This is a genomic window from Stenotrophomonas sp. ZAC14D2_NAIMI4_7 (genome assembly GCF_003086675.1).
GTDB lineage: Bacteria > Pseudomonadota > Gammaproteobacteria > Xanthomonadales > Xanthomonadaceae > Stenotrophomonas.
The window spans coordinates 3,160,861-3,178,336 of the sequence record NZ_CP025995.1; the positions used below are offsets into that span (position 1 = coordinate 3,160,861).

The following is a 17,476-nucleotide window of genomic DNA, read 5'->3' on the forward strand; positions in this document are numbered from 1 at the left end:
TCAGCGCTGCTGACCGCCGCGGTTGCCGCCGCCTCGCTGCTGTTGCTGCTGCCCGCCCTGGTTGCCGCCCTGGCTACCGCTGCGCGACTGGTTTCCTTCGCGCCCGATGTCAGCCATGTGCTGGCGATCCTGACTCACGGACTCGCCGCCCTTGCGGCCGGCCTCGCGTGCCTCTTCGGAACTGAACTCATGCGCGTTGCCCGACTCATGGGCTGCACGACCGCCCTTTGCGGCGATCTCACGCTGCTTGTCCTCATCCATTGAAGCGAAACCGCGGTTGCTGCTGCCCTGGTTCTGGTTGTTGGCCATGGGATGTCTCCGTGGGTTACGCCGCCGGATTGGCGACGGGGACATACTGCAGACCTGCCTGTAGACTCGTGTTGCTCGCTCCGCCAACGCCACGTCGGCATTGATGAGTTTTTCCGTCATGGCTCCTGCACACCGCCCGTGCCGGAGGCCGTACTGTTGATCAGTGCGGGGGCTCGTATCGGCGCAGCTCCGTGGTCAGGTAGCCAACTTCCTCCACGGCGCGCTTGAGCTGATCTTCGCGCAGACCCAGTTCGCGCGCCCAATAGCGCAACTCCCATTCCTCATTGATATTGATGCGGTCGGGGTCTTTGGGCTTGCCACCCGGCGTGGTTTTGCGGATCTGCGTCATGACGGTTCCTCTCGGCGTTTCGTACAGCCTATTCCCTTTAGAAGGATGGCTGGGCGGATGAGCCGCGATGGCGGCGTGCACAAGGTCAGCCGCCGCCGTCACGACTGTCATACGCACGTCAGACGCGGACAACCGCAGCCTGGGTGCATCGTGCATCCACCCCGCAGGAATTGCTCCGGTGGGCCTAACGAGGATGCAGACATGAGCCAGAACAACCGTAACGAGCAGAACGAGCGTAACAACGAGAACAACCGCAACAATGAGAATGAGCGGAACAACCAGAACGAGCGAAACGAGAACGAGCGCAACCAGGAAGACAACCGCCAGGCCCAGCGTGACGAGCGCAACGAGCGCTGAGGCGACAGCACGGCCGGTGCCCCGGGGCGGGCGGGGCACCCGGTTTCTGAATTCGTGAAGGAGTACACCATGTCAGCGCTTTCTCTCTCCGACCTGTACAAGCACACGAAGATTCTTGCGCTTGATGGCGTGCCGACCACGGATCTCCTGACCTTCTGCACGTCGCAGCCAGACCGCGCAAGTGACGGCTATGCTTCCGCGCTGTGGACGCTGCGGTCCGACGCCCAGCACTGCCAAGTGCGCCGGCTCACCCATGAGGGGAGTGTTTCGTCACCCCGGGTCTCGCCGGACGGCAGCCTGATCGCGTTTCTGTCGCAGCGCCAGGGCGCAAAGCGGCCTGTTCCGTACCTCATCAATCCGGCAGGAGGGGAGGCTTGGCCTGTGCCTAATCTGGACAGCCTTCAGGTGGCGCAGTTGCTGCAATGGTCCGCTGACGGGCGGCGACTGCTGGCGCTGGTGTCGCTGCCCTACGCTGAGGACCCACGCGACAACGTCGACCACCCAGCCCGCCCTCACGTCATCCGGCATGCGCCTTTCAAGCTGGATGGGAGTGGCTACACCGTCGGCCATCGGCGCCATCTTTTCGAACTGTGTATTGATGGCAGCACGCCTCCCGTGCCACTCACCAGCGGAGACTACGACGTCAGCTCGGGAGCTTGGTCGCCCGATGGCAGCCGGCTGGCCTATGTTGCCCGCGGAAAGGGTGCGCAGCGCCATCGCAGCAACTTGTGGGTGGTCGACGACGGGAGATCGCCGCGTGCAGTGACCGAGGACATGGCCACCGTGATTGGGCCGGTATGGTCCAATGCAGGTTCACGGCTCGCCTTCGCCGGAAATAAGGTCGAGGGCGATTCGGCAAGCTACCTGCATGTGTGGGATGGCGACCGGACCATCGCGGGTCCGCTGGGGCCGCACCCGCTGGAAACGGGCCAGATCATCTGGGCGCCGGACGATGAGCGCCTAGCGGCTGTCGCCAGCCATCAGGGGCTCTTTCCGTTGCTGGACATCAACGCTGACGGCTCAGATCCGGTGCTACGCGACCTCGGCGAAGCGCAGTTGAGCCTGCTCGCCGCCAGCGGCGCTGGCCCGGCGTGTGTGTTAAGCACGTGGTGCAGCTTGGACGAGCTGCATCTGCTTTCCTGGCAGCCCGCGCGTCCGTCGTGCTGCAGCACGGTGCTCAACGCGGGACTCACTCAACAGCTGCGCATGCACTGCGCGCGCGAGCGGTTCGACGTACCGGACGGGGAGGGCGGTAGTGAGGCGGTGGACGTCTGGGTGTTCAGCCCTTGGGACAGGCAGGGCGATGAGCTCCCGTTGCTGGTGGATATGCATGGCGGACCCCACAGTGTCGCATTGATGGACTTTGCCAGCCATGTGTACCTCTATGCCATGGTTGCGCGCGGTTGGCGGGTGATCGCCCCCAACACCGTTGGTTCGTCCGGATATGGTGACTCGTTCGCCAAGCGGCTCTGCGGTCGTTGGGGCACGCTGGACTTTCCGCAGGTGCAGGCGATCGTGGGCGCACTGCGGAAGAGCGGTCGCGTGGGGGCATTCGTGGCTTGCGCTGGCAAGTCGTACGGCGGCTTTCTCAGTGCGTGGGCAATTGCCAATGATCCCAGCTTCGGCGCCGCTGTCATCAGTGCTCCGGTTGCCAACATGGCATCGCATGCCGGCACGTCAGACAGTGGCTACTATGTCGCCCCCTATGCCATGGGAGGGGAAATCGACGAGGTGCGCGAACGCTATGATGCGTTGTCGCCGGTTGAGTACTTTGGCAAGGTCACCCGGCCAATTCTGCTACTCAACGGTGACCAGGACCAGCGTTGCCCGGTAGGACAAGTGGAAGAACTGTTCACCCGCATGCTGCGCTTGGGTTGCCCAAGCGCGGCAATGGTCATCTATCCGGGCGGAAGCCATGGAATGGCCGCGTCCGGTCGGCCCTCCCATCGGTTGGACTACCACGAGCGAATCGTCGAGTTTCTGGTGGAAAGCGAGCGGCAGGCGCGCGCAGTCAGCGCACATTGAAATGGCAGATGAGTGCCTCCCCGTGAGGGCTGAGTCGCATGTCGAAGAGCTGTATGCAGAAAGATCCAGGGAGAATAGTCATGCCACTGAGTGCAATCGTTTATGCCAGCCAGGCTGTTTCTGCGCTTACGCCAGACCGCCTCGCTGCACTTGTCCGGGATGCTGCTGCGTTCAATGACGAGCGGGGCATCACCGGGGTTCTCCTTCACGATGGTCTGCGTTTCCTGCAGTACATCGAAGGGCCAGAGGCCGACCTCCGGCACGCATACGCGCGCATCTGCGCGGCCACATCCCACCACGAAATGATGGAGCTGGCACGAGGCCAGATTGATGCGCGGCGCTTCCCCAACTGGGCGATGCGACTGGCGCCGACCACACCTCCCGCACTGCGCGAGCTGGTGCTCTCCGACTGGAGCGCGCTGGTGCGTACCCGCCAAGGCGTAGGGCGCAGCGGCACGGCCATTGACAGGCTCCTCGGACTGATCGGCAGCGAAGGCGGCGTCCTGCCACTCCAGCAGATCGCCTAGCTGGCTGCGCCGCCCTCACCTGGTCCCTGCTCAGGTCACTCCCCGCCGCTCCACGTGCTCGATCTCATCCATGAGAATCAGATGAACGCCACCGTCGCCGACGTCGAGCCTCACGATGCCGTTGGTTCCTTCCTGGCCACTGTGGTCCATGAACTGCATGATCGCAGGTCTTTCAGGCACCACGCCACGTAAGACCCGGCCATCGAACAGGTGTAGCTCGACGTCAATCTCGCCTTCCAGCTCTCGCTGAAGCGCCTTCAGGCGCTCGATGGTGGGCTGGTCGGTGTGCACGCGCTGGATGGGCCTGGTCATCGCTATCGCACCTCAGCCTTGCCATCGATCTCCGCAAGCAGCTGCTGCGCCTGCTGCAGGTGATCCTGCACATGGGAACGCGTGGTTTTCAGGAAAGCGATAACTGCGGGATCCCGGGTCGCCGGCAGCAGCGTGCTGTCCAGAATCTGCAGTGCCGATTGGTGGTCGCGCACCATCGTCTTCAGATAGGCGCCGTCAAATGTTGGGCCCTTGGCCTGCTTCAACACTACCAGCGTACGCTCGGCTTCAGCGGTCTTTGCCTGGGCGGGCGCGGATCGCGCATCCACAGGCCAAACCCCCAGCTTGCTGTTGTTCTTTGTGTGTTCGTCGATCATGTGCTGGGCATAGCGCTTGGTTCGTGCGTCGGTGGCCTGTGACAAAGCCAGCTGGCCGGTATTGATTTCACCGTTGTTTACTGCTGAGAGCAGACCAAGTGCGGAAGCCTGTGTTTCGGGGGTGGTTGCGGACTGTTCTGAATCGGTGGGGGCGGGTGCTGACTCGGCCTGGACGGTCATGCCAGGCAGGATGAGCGCTGCGGCCAGGAATGCAAAGAGCGGTCGGGCGGATGCTGTGCGCATGGCGGTGTCTCCTCGGGAAGAGCCCGCAGCGTGACGCAGGACAGGCGATGGCTATGAGACGCCGACATCACGGGCTGCGGCCACTTACGGCGGGAAGAACGACCATGCGATAACAAAGTGCTCGGCCTGGCCCCGCTCTGGGACGCAGGCTGACCTTCACCTGCAGTGGCCAACCCTGACGCGGGCTTAGCAGGCTCGACATAGGGGTTTGCTGTTGCTTCACATAGGCGTCGCGCGACCCTTCACGCCCGCATCGCCCCAGCACCATGTGACCGCCGATACGGTGGGTCTCCCCCAAACGGAAGCGAGTAATCCATGGCAGAGCTCAAAGAAAACCTCTTGGACTGGCTGCGCGATGCGCACGCAATGGAACAGCAGGCCGAAACCATGCTCAAGGGACAGGCCTCGCGCATCGAGCACTACCCGGTGCTGAAGGCACGCATCGAAGAACACATCGAAGAAACCATCGGCCAGCGGGAGCTGCTGGAGGGCTGCATCACGCGCCTGGGTGGTTCGCCCTCGACCCTCAAGGACGTGATCGGAAAGATGGCTGCCTTCGGTCAGGCCGTCGGCGGCATGACGGCATCGGATGAGATCGTCAAAGGCGCGATGGCCGGCTATGTCTTTGAACACTTCGAGATTGCTTCGTACACGGCGCTGATTGCCGCAGCGAAGACTGCAGGCGACGCGGAAACCGCGCGCGTCTGCGAGCAGATCCTTGTGCAGGAAGAAGCCATGGCCGACTGGCTGGCAGCCCACCTTCCTGAGATCACCGAGGAGTTCATGGTTCGTGACGCCACGCCGGGCGTCGAGGCAAAGAAGTAGACGCGCGTCCGCGCATTGCACCTCCCAGCCATCGCCAGAGGACCACATCATGTTCCTGCACCATAAAAAGCTCATGTATACCGTCAGGGTTGAACGCTCTGATCCCGCGCTTGCCACGCTCATGCTGGAGCAGTTCGGCGGGCCACAGGGCGAACTTGCCGCCGCCATGCGCTATTTCACCCAGGCCCTCGGCGAGACGGATCCGGGTCGGAAAGATCTTCTGTTCGACATTGCTACCGAAGAGATCAGCCACCTGGAGATCATTGGCACCATCATCTCGATGCTGAATCAAGGCCCGAAGGCGGTTCAGTCCGAAGGCATGGCCGAAGCCGAAGACATGCGTAACCTGGGTGGCAATAGCACCAGCCACACCCAGCAGATTCTCTACGGCGGCGGCCCCGCGCTGGTGAATTCCAGCGGGGTGCCCTGGAATGCGGCCTACGTCGACTCCATCGGCGAGCCGACGGCGGACCTTCGATCCAATATCGCTGCCGAAGCACGGGCGAAGATCGTCTACGAACGCCTCATCAACGTGACGGATGATCCAGGTATCAAGGACGCGCTGCGCTTCCTGATGACGCGCGAGATCGCCCATCAGAAATCGTTTGAGAAAGCTCTCTACAGCATTCGCCCCAATTTCCCGCCTGGGAAAATGCCCGGCGATCCCGCGTTCACCGATCTCTACATGGATATGTCCCAAGGCGAGGGCGACGTTGAAGGCAGCTGGAACAGCGGGGACCTGTGGGAGCGCGTGAGCGATCGTGATGCCCAGGCAGCCTTGGACGGTGGAGACGGCAGCTGTGGGGTCGGCCTCTCCGAGCGTGAGACGCTGGCTCTGGAAGCAGTGAGCCTGCGCACTCTTTCAGACCCTGAAGAAGAACCGCTGACGGGCGCAGAGCTTTCCACCGGCGAGGGTGCAGGTGCGACGAGGAGCCCGGCTCGCGAGCCGTGAAACCTCTGATATGTGGGCGCACAACAGCCAAGGCCTGGCATACGTCATCTACCTCGTGTGGCTGGTCTTTGGCTGTATGGATTTTGCCATTCATCGCCGCACGGCTCTGGCCCTGACATCGGGCCTGAGAGAGAGCGCATTGCACGGCCTTCAAATGCTGCTTGTCGGCGCGGGCGTGTTGCTGTGGGCGGCGTTGGACAGTTCCCGGGCCGTTGCAGCCCTGCTAGGGTGCATTGCCGCCGCGCACGCGGCCGCCGCCTACGCCGACACGGTGGTGGCAGTCCAGGAACGACGTGTCACTCCACTGGAGCAGCATGTGCACAGCGTCCTCGATATTGCTCCTTGGACTTTCGTCGGTTACGCCGCGTGGACCGCGGAGCCGACGTGGACACTGACGTGGCAACCCCAGCCCCTATGGGTCTGGGTAGCCCTCGTTCTGCCCACGTTGCCGACGGTCCTCCTTCCGTGGATGGCTGAATTCCGCGCTGCGTGGCCGGCAAGGCACAGTGACTGACAAGCCTCTGGCGAAGCAGGGGCGCATTCCCTACCTGACACAACGAAGATGTGAGGATTCGACAATGGCAGATGACAAGACCAAAACCGGCGCAGCCGACCGCGACCGCATCAACGTCAACGAAGATTACGAACTGCAGTATTGGACCAAGGCGTTGGGCGTATCCGCCGATGAGCTTCGAGCGGCGGTGAAAGAGGTGGGCCCCACGGCGGCAGCGGTTCGCGAGCACTTGGGTAAGTAAGGAGGATTCACCGTGTCCTTGGTCGAATACCGCCGCAAACGCCGTTTTGACCAGACCAGGGAGCCGGAGCCTGGCAAAGCGCTGCCCAAGGGGCAGCGCGCCATATTCGTCGTCCAGCTCCATCACGCCAGCCGGAGGCATTACGACTTCCGTCTTCAGGTGGGCGATGCCCTGAAGAGCTGGGCGGTTCCAAAAGGTCCCAGCTACGACCCCAAGGTCAAACGCATGGCGGTCGAGGTCGAGGACCACCCCGTCGACTACGCGCGCTTTGAAGGCGAAATCCCCAAGGGGCAATACGGTGGCGGCCACGTGGCCCAGTTCGATCAAGGCGTCTGGGCGACCCAGGGCGACCCGGAGGCTCAGCTTGCCAAGGGCCACCTGCGCTTCGAGCTGTTTGGTAGCAAGCTGAAAGGCGGCTGGCATCTGGTTCGATCCGGCAAGCCAGCGCGTCAGCCGCAGTGGCTGCTGTTCAAGGACGACGATGCGTTCGCCAGCGATCTCGAAGCGGACGATCTGCTGGCCGACGTGTCTGCTCCACCTGCAGAGGACCGGAAGCGGGCGGGTGGAGGAAAGGCGGACAAGAAGAAGCTCAAAGCCGTGCCCGCCAAGAGGGCGCGCCGAAAGAACTGGGCCAGAAAGGCCATGTCCCTGTCCAACGCGAAGAAGGCTGCCGCTCCCTCGGGTCCCTTCGAGCCCCAGTTGGCCAAGCTGGGGGAGGCGCCACCCCAAGGCGATCAATGGGTCCATGAGATCAAATGGGACGGGTATCGAATCCTGGCCACGGTGGCCGATGGCGCCGTCCGGCTGTGGTCCCGCAACGCCTTGGAATGGACCGACAAGGTCCCCGAGATACGCGATGCCATCGCAGCGCTGGGGCTCACCTCCGCTGCGCTGGATGGCGAACTCATCGCCGGGTCAGGCACCAAGGAGGACTTCAATCTGCTGCAGGCGACGCTGTCCGGAGAGCGCCAAGGGGCGCTGGCTTACGCGTTGTTCGACCTGGTGCACATCGATGGCGTGGACGTGGCCGCCGCGCCCTTGGTGGAGCGCAAAGCGCTGCTGCAGGAACTGCTGGAGGGCCAGACCGGCCACCTGGCCTTCAGTTCTCACGTCCAAGGCGACGGCGACCAAGCCTATCGGATGGCCGGCGAGCATCACTTCGAGGGCATCATTTCCAAGCGGGCGGACCGCGGTTATCACAGTGGCCGAAGCGACCACTGGCGCAAGACCAAACAGTTGGCCAGCGATGAGTTTGCGGTGGTCGGCTACACGGCGCCCAAAGGCAGCCGCAGCGGTTTCGGTTCGCTCCTGCTGGCCAAGCCCGACGCCAAGCGTGGCTGGCTTTACGTGGGGCGGGTGGGCTCTGGTTTTTCCGACCTGCTGATCAAGGAAATCAGCGAAAAGATCCAAGGCGGTGGGAAAAAGCCCACGGCCTACGTTACTACCGAGGACACGGATCTGCGGGCCGCGAAGTGGTTTGAGCCGCGGTTCGTGGTGGAGGTCTTCTACCGGGGAATAGGCGGGCAGCAGCTGTTGCGGCAGGCATCGCTGAAAGCCGTACGCGCCGACAAGGAGGTGGCCGATCTGCTGGACTCGGACCATGCCGTACAAGGGACACCTGTCCGGGTTAAGCGAGCATCGACGGCACCCTCCACCCGCAAGGCCGCCGCAAAGCCCCCGGCCGATCGTGCGCCGCCCAAGCTTTCCTCCCCCGGCAAAGTGCTCTTCCCCGGCGATGGCTATACCAAGCAGCACGTCTGGGACTATTACTCCGCGGTGATGGATCACCTCCTGCCAGAGGTAATCAACCGGCCGCTGTCGATCATTCGCTGTCCCGCCGGCACTGGTAAGCCCTGCTTCTTCCAGAAGCACCACACTGCCGGGCTGGAGTTGGTGGATGCGGTCAAGCTGAAGGAGGACAGCGGCATCAACGCTCATTATCTGGTGGTGCGCGACGCCGCCAGCCTGCTGGAGCTGGTCCAGTTCAATGCCTTGGAGTTCCACCCGTGGGGCAGCCATGCCGAAGCGCCCGACCGGGCCGACCGGGTGGTGTTTGACCTCGATCCAGGCCCGGACGTGCCCTTCGCAGAAGTCAAAAAGGCTGCCACCGATATCCGGAAGCTTCTGGCCCAACTGGAACTGGAGTCCTTCCTGCGGGTATCCGGAGGCAAGGGCCTGCATGTCGTGGTGCCGCTCAACCCAGGGTGCGACTGGGATCTGACCAAGCGCTTCGCCAAAGGGTTCGCCGACGCGTTGGCGCAATCGGAACCTCAGCGGTTCCTGGCCACCGCCACCAAGGCCTTGCGAAACAAACGGATCTTTGTCGATTACCTGCGCAACGGTCGAGGCGCCACCGCAGTGGCGTCCTACTCCCTGCGGGGCAGACCGGGCGCGCCGGTGGCCATGCCTTTGGCATGGACCGAGTTGGCAAAGCTGAAGCGTGCCGATGCGTTCACGATCAGGGACGTCCCGGCCAAGCTGAGACGCCGGCGGAAGGATCCATGGGAAGGTATTGATTCGCTGCGCCAGAACCTGGCCCGCTGGGCTCGAGAAGAGTAATTGCGTGTGACCACGCCGATCAGGTGAAGCCCAAGCTTGGAAGAAGCGAACCCGCGGAGACCACGCGGGCTGCACCGGATTGGCCCAGCACATCCAGGGAAGGGCTTCTGCGCTCGGGCAGGCAGGCCACCGCCTGTTCCACCACCAGGCATTCGTACTCTCTTGAATTCGCATCGATGGCCGTTGCGAGCACACACGAGTCCAGCGCCATCCCTGTCAGCACCAAGGGGCCCGCTTCCAGTTTCTGAAGCAGGATCTGCAGGGGCGTAGACAGAAATGCCGAGTGCTTGGGTTTCAGTATCGAGTAGTGGTTTGGCTTGGGCAGCAGTGTGCGGGCAATTTCCTGGGGCATTCCCGGCGTCTGCAGGCATTGGTCGGCCAGCTCGTGGAAACCACATTTCCAGTTCCCGAAATTGTCATTGGCGTAGATGACAGGCCAGTCCCTTTCATCAAAGTCCTGCCGAATCGAATAAATGGCGTGCGCGGCCTCCACGGCGACGGGAGCCAGGCGCTCTCCATCGGGGAAGTCGAAGCGGCTGAACATGTCAACGATCACAAGGGCTGGGGTGGACATGTCAATCCCCGGTCTGCGAATGAGGCGCCTCTACGGGCTTGGATTGGGGCGAATCCTTCTGCCTCAGGAAGATGGTAAGAACCACAAGTGCCAGCACGGCCAGAAACTCGCTTTGCCAGTTCTGCATCGATTCGAACCAGAAGTCGCTGCTGAAGAGGTGGTCCAGGAACGAGGGTGGCAGCATCCCCTGCAGACGCTCCTCGTCGCATTTTTCGCGCCAACTTCCCAGCGCATGCAGCGCAAAGGACATTGCAAACAGGGCGAAGAAGGCGATCGCAAGCGAATGCTCATAGAGGCGCTTCCAGACACGGCCTCGTCGGACAGGCCAGGGTATTCCGCCCTTTTCAACCCGAGGTTGCTCCTGCGAGGGATCCAGAGGACGGGACTCCGCCGAGCCCTGTTGCCGCAGGCGTACGGTCAGCAGCACGTACATGCCCATTTGCAGGAACTCACTTTCCCAGTTCTCAAACGTGGCGCTGCTGAAGTGGCCGGTGGCCAGGTAAGGAAGCAACCCAAGCGTGTGAGCCCCGTGCTGGGACAGCTCTTCGTTGTGGACCTGCCATCCGGTCAGCGCCTGGGCGACCAGAAAAACAGCCATCAATGCCAGCAGTACCAGAGACAAGCCGTTGCGACGCCACATCTCTCCGCTCCTGAGAGGCGGGCCCGGAGGCCCGCTCCAACTACGGGTCCTGTCAGGCAGCCTCTGCCGCATCCTGGTTGCCACCCTGTTCCGCCAGTAGTGTCAGCTTCTCGTCGGTGGATTTTTCTTCTTCCAGGGTTTCCAGCAGATACGGCAACGCATCCTTGTAGCCGAGCTGCTTGGCCAAGGCCGCGATGGTGCCGTATGACGCGATTTCGTAATGCTCCACTTTTTGCGCACCGCCGATCAGTGCGGCGTCCCGGACGGGGCCCTTTTCAATGGAATCGATGACTTCCTTTCCTTCTTCCACCAGGCCCTCCATGGCCGCGCACTTGATCCGCTTCAGACGGATACCCAGCACTTCCACCACTTGGTCGATGCGTTCGATCTGACCTTGGGTCTCTTCCAGATGGGTTTCGAAAGCAGCTGCGAGATCCGGGTTGGCTGCCGCGCGGGCAAGACGGGGGAGCGCCTTGGTCAACTGCTTCTCGGCGCTGTAGATGTCCGAGAGCTCGTGGACGAACAGTTCTTCTGCGGTCTTGATGGCCATCTTTCACTCCTTTCGGATACTGGTCAGGGAAAGCCCACCATGCATCCAGATCCGTCAATGGAAGCGTCAAGGTCTCGCCGAGGCAATGTGATCCCCCGTGATGGTTCCGTTTGAGACTGGCCGGTTAAGGGAAACGAGGGGCTTGGCTCAAAGGATGAAACAGGCGCAGGTGCCCCGCGGAAGTACCGAGCTGGGAAATCCGTCACCCCGCGCTTCTCAGGGGTGCCCTATGGTGCTGGTTCCTTGAGGAGAACAGTGTGCCCTTTCGAGCAGTCGGCTACATGAGCCAGGCGAGGCAGCCTTGGAACCGCGAAGAACTGGACTCGCTGGTTCAGCGTGCGGCCGCCTTCAACCTGGAGGCTGGGGTGACCGGCGTGCTGCTCTTTGATGGCGTCAGTTTCCTGCAATATATCGAGGGGCCGGAGGAGGGCGTGGGGCTGGCCTACAGACGTATTCTTTCGTCGGCTTTCCACTCCGAGATCGTGGAACTGGGGCGTGGGACCGTTGGCAGCAGGCTTCTGCCTTACTGGTCCATGCATTGGCTCCTGGCCGATCCCAGTCAGCTGCGCTCGGTTGCCTGTGCTGACTGGACGGGGTTCGTCAGATCAACCCACCCGTCCCCGCGACGGTCCACTGCAATGGACCGTCTTCATGTTTATCTGCATCCCTACCTCGCACGGCCTCAGTAGCACGTCCCCGTTGGCACGCGCTGAATGCCGCTGATCGGACCGAACGTGATCTACCCGGCGAATGCACGCGATCGGAACACGCCTTCCTCGCATCAGGCTTATCCTTGGGGGGATTCCGGGGGGATTCGCAAAAACAGAGCAGCCGATGCCTATCAGGGCCGTTGCATACATCAGCGAAGCGGGCCCAGCCGTTGCGGGTGACACGTTGGGCCTGGGCAGTGGAAAGCTGGACGAACTGGTTGACGACGCCGCACGGTTCAATCGTGATGCTGGCGTCACCGGAGTACTGCTGTTCGATGGCCTCCGATTCCTCCAGTACATGGAGGGACCCGAAGACGGCTTGAGCGTGGCGTACTCGCGGGTACAAGGTGCCTCCAGCCACACAGGGCTCATCGAACTGCACCGCGGCAGGGTGGGAAGCCGGCGCCTGCCGTTCTGGCCGATGCGCTGGCTCCCGATGCAGCCCGATGAGCTGGAGCGGCTGGCGCGTGCTGACTGGACCGGTTTCGCGCAGCGCAGCGGAGATGCGGAGGCGGCCGAAGCGGCAATGGACATTCTGACGTCGTGGGTTCAACCGTATACATCGGCCGCGTAAATCGACGTGCTCTTCAGGGGCGGACAACCGGGCCGCCTTCGCAGGGCATGCAGCGCTCCTTCTTCGACTTGATATCCGCCGCCGTCTTCGCCAGCGCCTCGTAGCGCTGGCGGATCTCCTCAAGGTGAGCCGGCTCCATCGACTCCAGATTCAACAGCTCCTGGTTGGCATCCTTGCTGACCCGGATCAGCTCGTCCAGCTTGATATGCAACGCAGCGGTATCGGCGTTCTGCGTATGCTGGATCAAGAACACCATCAGGAAGGTGACGATGGTGGTACCGGTATTCACCACCAGCTGCCACGTGTCGTTGAAGTGGAATGCCGGCCCGCTGGCGGCCCAGATGATGATCACGCCCAGCGCGGCGACAAACGCTCCCAGGCTGCCGGACAATCGTGCGGTCGCGGACGCGACGCGCGCAAATCGCGGCCGGATCATTGGTCACCTCCCGCGGCCCCCTCATCCGTGCGCCGGTCTGGCAACTTCACCCGCTCATCGAGGCGCTTCTGCTGCTCTTCCGGCGTTGGCGCGGCGACGAACGGAGAGATGGGGTCGCTGGCGGGGAAGGTTTCCTTCAGTGCTTCATCATGATTGCGGTGGTTATGCAGTTTCGCCCGCAGCGGGCTAACGGGATCTGTAGCCCGTGCTTCCGGATCTGGGTGGGGAAGGTCTTTCTTATCGCGTTGCATGGTGCGTCTCCAGGTTATGCGCCAGTGTTCAGGTGGCATGACCAGCATAGAAACAGCGACGTGATCGGCTGCATCAAAGAGAAGGCAACGTGGCGTCAAGCCTTCAGGCAGCAATCGTTAACACTTGGCCTCTCGATGGTACCCGGGTCTAGATGGACACACTGCGCCCGCGCTCGGCAGGACTGAATTGATCAGCGCAAGATCGGTGCTGACCAGTGACGCTGGCATTAGCAGTGCGACCCGATGAGTCCATGGTTTCCAGTGGCGTGGGGCCAGCACTCGCGTTATAGCGGATAGCGCGGATGTCCCCTTCTGGCCGATAGCGGACATTGGGCCAAAGGCTAGTGCAGAGGAGCTGCTATCCAATTCTAGGGTTAGGAATGTTCGCCGACACCATCAAAGATCCAACTCACCTTCAGCCAACGGAAACTCCTCGCGCCTGACGCCCCAATCACCTGAAGGTCCCTTAGCGCGGAATCGCTCAATCACAAATGGCACCCCTTCGCTGCTCATGATGCCCGGCCCCGTAGTTACCTGGAAATGCAGGTGTGGCCACCTAGCGTCACCTGAGTTGCCGATGCTCCCCAGCGGCTCGCCGCGCCGCACACGCTGCCCCACCTTGACGACAACACTGCCGGGTTGCAAATGCGCATAGTGCGCAAACTGACCGCCTCCCAGATCCAATACCACGGTGTTGCCCGCCAACGAATCCATGCTCAGCGGCACGGCGGGGGTGAACCCGGCTGGCGTCTTGGGAATGTTGTCCGGGAACCCGTCTCTTGCTTGGACCACCATGGCATCGGCCACGGCGTAAACCGGCTGCCCGTAGGCGTGATAACTGCGAACGTTCAATGGGTCGCCACTCAGCTGCTCGCCATCGATCCTGCGTTTCCAGTCCATGGAATACCGGCGGGAAATCTGTGCCCTCCCGCCGGCTACCATCAGCCCCGGTCGGTGGTGGCGATCCAGCGCCAAGCCGTTGTCCGGTAGCCAGCCCTTGCCAAGCACCGGGCTCGCCAACACCCTCACCACATCATGCCGGGTGCCGATCAACGGTCCCTCGGCCACTGCGCCGTCCAGTACGATCCGGTGCAGCAGTTCGTCGGGCACCCGCATCCCTTCGTTGAACGCAACGCAGAGAAAGGCGGTGAGGGAACGGCCCGTTTCCAGCGTATGCGCTGAATCGATCGAGCCGCTACCTGTCAGTTTCATCTGGTCCAGCAGCGTCTGCCCCGAAAGTCTCAGCAACAGGTCCCCCCCGTCAGGGCTGGGGGCCAGGATGTTCAGCGCGTTGATGTGCAACGCGCTTTCGGAGTGATTCTGCAACTGCAACTCGTATACAAGGTAGTGGTAGCCGCCGGCACTGAAGGCACTGGGCTCGAACAGCGTGCGGATGTCGAGCTGCACCGGCGGAAACGCCGCGTCGGCAGCCTCCTGCGCTGGGCTCGCCTCCATAATGCGCTGGGCGACCTGGCAGCCGGCGGGGAGGGGGAGCTGCTCAATGGGCGCTGCGAGCAACGGCAGGGCGGCGCTGAGACCGGCAATGAAACTGAGGCGAAGCAGGGCGGGGCTGATCACTAGGTTTCCTGAGGCGGAGGACGCAATCAGGCGTCCAAGATGTGAGGGCGATAACGTAGCCGAGTCCTCAGGGCGGATGCGGACATCGACCCGGCGTATCAGGACACGTCAAAGGGTGCCAAACCGGGCCCGGTATTCGCCTGGGGTCAGGCTCAGTTGGCGGGCAAAGGCGCGCCGAAGTGCATCCACCGACCGGAACCCGCACTCACCCGCAACCCACTGAATATCCTTGCGTGTGCTCTCCAGCAGTGGTTTCGCAGCTTCAATCCGCAATTGCTCCACATACTTCTGTGGGGTGAGCCGGAACGCGGTTACGAATCGCCGGCTGAACTGCCTGGGGCTCATATGTACCCGCTGCGAGAGCTCGTCCACACTCAAGCGCAGTTGCAGGTTCTCGCGCATCCACTGCGCCAGCTTCTGGAACTGGTCAGGCAGATCCAGCAACTGCAGCTGCCGGCTGAACTGGCTCTGCCCGCCAGAGCGCTTGCTGGACATGACCATCCGTTTGGCCACTTTCAGTGCGAGCGACGTCCCGTGGTCCTCGGCGACCATGGCGAGGGCCATGTCCATCCCAGCCGTGATGCCAGCCGACGACCACACGTGGCCATCGTGGGCATAGATGGCATCGGCCTGCACACGCACGTTCGGATAGCGTTCGCGCAGTTCGCGCACATCGCTCCAGTGCGTTGTTGCCTCACGGCCATCAAGCACCCCTGCTTCGGCCAGCAGGAGCGCGCCGCTGCACACCGAGGCCACCCGCCGCACCTGCAATGCGGCCTTGCCCAGCCACGCGACCAGCACATGATCTGCCCGGGCAATATCCAGCGCGTCACCCATACCGCCGCACACCAGCAGGGTGTCAGTGCCGGGAGGCATATCGGCGCACGCCAGATCGGGGAGCAGGCGCATGCCGGATGAGGTCACTACGGGCGCTGTGTTCAGTGCGAGCAGCGTTACCGCATACAGCGGTCTGGTAACGGTGCTGTCTTCCTCGGCCTGACGGCTGGCCAGTGCGAACACCTCCACCGGGCCACTAATGTCCAGCGATTGGGCACCAGCGTAGATGAGCATGCAGATAGTGCGCGTAGGTGTCTGGACCATGACTGGCCGAGCTTCGAGAGCGGCATTCCGGCACTCATTCTATGCGCATGCGGCCAATCACGTTCAATGGGCTCTTGTGAGCGAGAAATGTCCGCTGATGGCCGTTAGCAGACGCTGGTGAGCCAATCGGTGGCTAAGGCGACTCACGAGCTCTGAGCGGTCAGGGCGGTGTGATCAAGGCTCTCTGGCCACCATAAGGTGCGTTCTGGATGGTATAAGCGGACCCAGGGATCCCGCTATTAAATGGTCAGGATTAATAGAACTATGCGTCGGCTCATTCTTGCGCCTGCTCTCCTTCTGTCACTGGTTGGCTGTAATCAAGCTCGGGTCGACGATCTTGAGAGTCAAGTTGCAGACCTTCAAGCGGAGCTTTCTGACTCCCACGGTAGAGTGGCGCGGTTGGAGGATGAGCTACAGGACGCCCGGGACACAATTGAGGCAAGCCAATCAGCATTCGCGGATGTAGCTCTACAGTCTCGCGAGGTCCAATCAGCATCGTCCGAGCTATTGTCGATCACTAGCCGCTTCGGCTTCGATGACTGGCAGGATGTTGTGCCGGACATCCAGGCTGCAGCCTACAGAGTCGACTCAGCGGCAAGTGATCTGGATTCAAGAGTGAGCAACGCAGAGATCGCGCTGCAATAGCCCCATGACGGCTAATTCGAGCCGAACCCGCTTTCCGGGTCAGTTTGAATAAGGCGTTGGTTGATGTCCTCTTCTGGCCGCTCCTCGACCTTCGATGGACAAGGAGCGACCCTTGTGGACTCAGACATCAGTCTGCTCGGCAATCTCTAGGGCATCATCGACCTCGATGCCTAGGTAACGCACGGTGCTCTCGAGCTTCGTGTGCCCAAGCAATAGCTGGACAGCCCTGAGGTTTCGCGTCCTGCGGTAGATCAACGAAGCTTTTGTCCTGCGCATCGTGTGCGTGCCATAGGAACCCGACTCGAGACCAGCTTCCTCAACCCAGCGGTGGACAATCCTGGCGTACTGTCTCGTCGAAAGGTGGGGCGAGTCCGACCCGCGGGTCGCGAACAGGAAGTCCGAGGCCTTCAGGTCAGCATGAGTGATCCAAGCCTGTACAGCCTCGCGAGTCGATTGGGTAATTTCGAACTGGACAGGGCGACCGGTCTTCTGTTGCATCACCATAGCTCGCGAAGCCATCTGCCTGCCGTGAGATACATCGGACACTCGGAGTTTCACCAAGTCGCAGGCGCGGAGCTTGGAGTCAATTGCCAGATTGAATAGGGCTAGATCTCGAACCTTGTGGCCAAGCTGAAGTCTGATCCGGATGGCCCAGATATCTTTCAGCTTGAGCGGCACCTTCTGGCCGATCAGCTTTCCCTTGTTCCAGGGCTCGTGGGGCTGGTGTGTGTGAATAATTGCCATGACCTACTCCTGTTGAAGGGGTTGGTCAGGCTTCGCCCGAGCCTAGAAGCAAGGCGTGATGCGACCGGAAGCGGAGGCCTTTCCCGGCGGCTTCCGGGAGGCATCTGTCTTAGAGAAACGCTGTC

General features: G+C 62.1%; 22 protein-coding genes. 10 read left to right on the forward strand and 12 right to left on the reverse strand.

The genetic code is table 11. The features are described from left to right. A complete protein-coding gene (locus C1922_RS14590) occupies positions 1-309 on the reverse strand; it encodes a KGG domain-containing protein (RefSeq protein WP_108750410.1) in 309 nt (102 codons plus the stop codon). Between the two features lie 160 nt (positions 310-469). Beyond that, positions 470-658: a DUF3606 domain-containing protein gene (locus tag C1922_RS14595; protein WP_108750411.1), complete on the reverse strand. Its 189-nt coding sequence runs from the start codon at positions 656-658 to the stop codon at positions 470-472. 201 nt (positions 659-859) lie between these two features. On the opposite strand from C1922_RS14595, the gene C1922_RS20565 reads away from it, so the two are divergent. From C1922_RS20565 to C1922_RS14605, 3 genes are all read left to right on the forward strand, one after another. Beyond that, positions 860-1,015 carry a hypothetical protein gene (locus tag C1922_RS20565; RefSeq protein ID WP_199912189.1) on the forward strand — a complete coding sequence of 52 codons (156 nt, stop codon included), beginning with the start codon at positions 860-862 and terminating at the stop codon, positions 1,013-1,015. Positions 1,016-1,084: 69 nt separating this feature from the next. Next, positions 1,085-3,040, forward strand: coding sequence for a prolyl oligopeptidase family serine peptidase (locus tag C1922_RS14600; protein ID WP_108750412.1), 1,956 nt, complete (start codon positions 1,085-1,087; stop codon positions 3,038-3,040). A gap of 80 nt (positions 3,041-3,120) precedes the next feature. Further along, positions 3,121-3,567: a BLUF domain-containing protein gene (locus tag C1922_RS14605; protein ID WP_159091994.1), complete on the forward strand. Its 447-nt coding sequence runs from the start codon at positions 3,121-3,123 to the stop codon at positions 3,565-3,567. Between the two features lie 30 nt (positions 3,568-3,597). On the opposite strand, the gene C1922_RS14610 is transcribed toward C1922_RS14605, so the two are convergent. Continuing rightward, the gene (locus C1922_RS14610) at positions 3,598-3,879 is read right to left on the reverse strand and encodes a DUF3247 family protein (protein ID WP_108750414.1); all 282 of its coding nucleotides are present in this window, start codon (positions 3,877-3,879) and stop codon (positions 3,598-3,600) included. A gap of 2 nt (positions 3,880-3,881) precedes the next feature. Then, positions 3,882-4,457 (reverse strand): DUF4142 domain-containing protein, encoded by a 576-nt coding sequence (locus C1922_RS14615; protein ID WP_108750415.1) that lies wholly within the window; start codon positions 4,455-4,457, stop codon positions 3,882-3,884. Between the two features lie 315 nt (positions 4,458-4,772). Here C1922_RS14615 and C1922_RS14620 point away from each other — a divergent pair, with 315 nt between their 5' ends. The 5 genes from C1922_RS14620 to ligD all read left to right on the forward strand — a co-directional run bounded on the left by C1922_RS14620 (position 4,773) and on the right by ligD (position 9,548). Beyond that, the gene (locus tag C1922_RS14620) at positions 4,773-5,282 is read left to right on the forward strand and encodes a DUF892 family protein (RefSeq protein WP_108750416.1); all 510 of its coding nucleotides are present in this window, start codon (positions 4,773-4,775) and stop codon (positions 5,280-5,282) included. Between the two features lie 49 nt (positions 5,283-5,331). Further along, on the forward strand, positions 5,332-6,234 hold the full coding sequence (locus C1922_RS14625) for a manganese catalase family protein (protein WP_108750417.1): 903 nt from the start codon (positions 5,332-5,334) through the stop codon (positions 6,232-6,234). Positions 6,235-6,244: 10 nt separating this feature from the next. Next, positions 6,245-6,748 carry a hypothetical protein gene (locus tag C1922_RS14630; RefSeq protein WP_108750418.1) on the forward strand — a complete coding sequence of 168 codons (504 nt, stop codon included), beginning with the start codon at positions 6,245-6,247 and terminating at the stop codon, positions 6,746-6,748. Positions 6,749-6,812: 64 nt separating this feature from the next. Further along, positions 6,813-6,989: a DUF3606 domain-containing protein gene (locus C1922_RS14635; protein WP_108750419.1), complete on the forward strand. Its 177-nt coding sequence runs from the start codon at positions 6,813-6,815 to the stop codon at positions 6,987-6,989. 12 nt (positions 6,990-7,001) lie between these two features. Further along, positions 7,002-9,548 carry a DNA ligase D gene (gene ligD, locus C1922_RS14640; protein WP_108750420.1) on the forward strand — a complete coding sequence of 849 codons (2,547 nt, stop codon included), beginning with the start codon at positions 7,002-7,004 and terminating at the stop codon, positions 9,546-9,548. Between the two features lie 19 nt (positions 9,549-9,567). Here the strand turns inward: ligD and C1922_RS14645 are convergent, their stop codons facing one another. The 3 genes from C1922_RS14645 to C1922_RS14655 are packed head-to-tail and all read right to left on the reverse strand — an operon-like array spanning position 9,568 to position 11,312. Beyond that, positions 9,568-10,122, reverse strand: a complete 555-nt coding sequence (locus C1922_RS14645) for an isochorismatase family cysteine hydrolase (RefSeq protein ID WP_108750421.1) — start codon at positions 10,120-10,122, stop codon at positions 9,568-9,570. Between the two features lies 1 nt (position 10,123). Continuing rightward, complete coding sequence (locus tag C1922_RS14650; RefSeq protein WP_108750422.1) at positions 10,124-10,762, reverse strand: DUF6766 family protein; 639 nt, start codon at positions 10,760-10,762, stop codon at positions 10,124-10,126. Positions 10,763-10,814: 52 nt separating this feature from the next. Beyond that, positions 10,815-11,312 (reverse strand): DUF892 family protein, encoded by a 498-nt coding sequence (locus C1922_RS14655; protein WP_108750423.1) that lies wholly within the window; start codon positions 11,310-11,312, stop codon positions 10,815-10,817. Positions 11,313-11,593: 281 nt separating this feature from the next. On the opposite strand from C1922_RS14655, the gene C1922_RS14660 reads away from it, so the two are divergent. Then, positions 11,594-12,001, forward strand: a complete 408-nt coding sequence (locus tag C1922_RS14660) for a BLUF domain-containing protein (protein WP_234413327.1) — start codon at positions 11,594-11,596, stop codon at positions 11,999-12,001. 145 nt (positions 12,002-12,146) lie between these two features. Next, positions 12,147-12,596 carry a BLUF domain-containing protein gene (locus tag C1922_RS14665; RefSeq protein WP_108751614.1) on the forward strand — a complete coding sequence of 150 codons (450 nt, stop codon included), beginning with the start codon at positions 12,147-12,149 and terminating at the stop codon, positions 12,594-12,596. Positions 12,597-12,609: 13 nt separating this feature from the next. Here C1922_RS14665 and C1922_RS14670 read toward each other — a convergent pair whose 3' ends face one another. The 5 genes from C1922_RS14670 to C1922_RS14695 form a co-directional block, all read right to left on the reverse strand. Further along, positions 12,610-13,032: a low affinity iron permease family protein gene (locus tag C1922_RS14670; RefSeq protein ID WP_108750425.1), complete on the reverse strand. Its 423-nt coding sequence runs from the start codon at positions 13,030-13,032 to the stop codon at positions 12,610-12,612. Then, positions 13,029-13,283: a hypothetical protein gene (locus tag C1922_RS14675; RefSeq protein WP_108750426.1), complete on the reverse strand. Its 255-nt coding sequence runs from the start codon at positions 13,281-13,283 to the stop codon at positions 13,029-13,031. The genes C1922_RS14670 and C1922_RS14675 overlap by 4 nt, the downstream gene beginning before the upstream one ends. A 396-nt stretch (positions 13,284-13,679) precedes the next feature. After that, on the reverse strand, positions 13,680-14,861 hold the full coding sequence (locus C1922_RS14680; RefSeq protein ID WP_108750427.1) for a M23 family metallopeptidase: 1,182 nt from the start codon (positions 14,859-14,861) through the stop codon (positions 13,680-13,682). Positions 14,862-14,969: 108 nt separating this feature from the next. Next, the gene (locus tag C1922_RS14685) at positions 14,970-15,932 is read right to left on the reverse strand and encodes a GlxA family transcriptional regulator (RefSeq protein WP_159091996.1); all 963 of its coding nucleotides are present in this window, start codon (positions 15,930-15,932) and stop codon (positions 14,970-14,972) included. A 795-nt stretch (positions 15,933-16,727) separates the two neighbouring features. Continuing rightward, a complete protein-coding gene (locus tag C1922_RS14695) occupies positions 16,728-17,351 on the reverse strand; it encodes a tyrosine-type recombinase/integrase (protein ID WP_108750430.1) in 624 nt (207 codons plus the stop codon). Between the last annotated feature and the right edge of the window lie 125 nt (positions 17,352-17,476).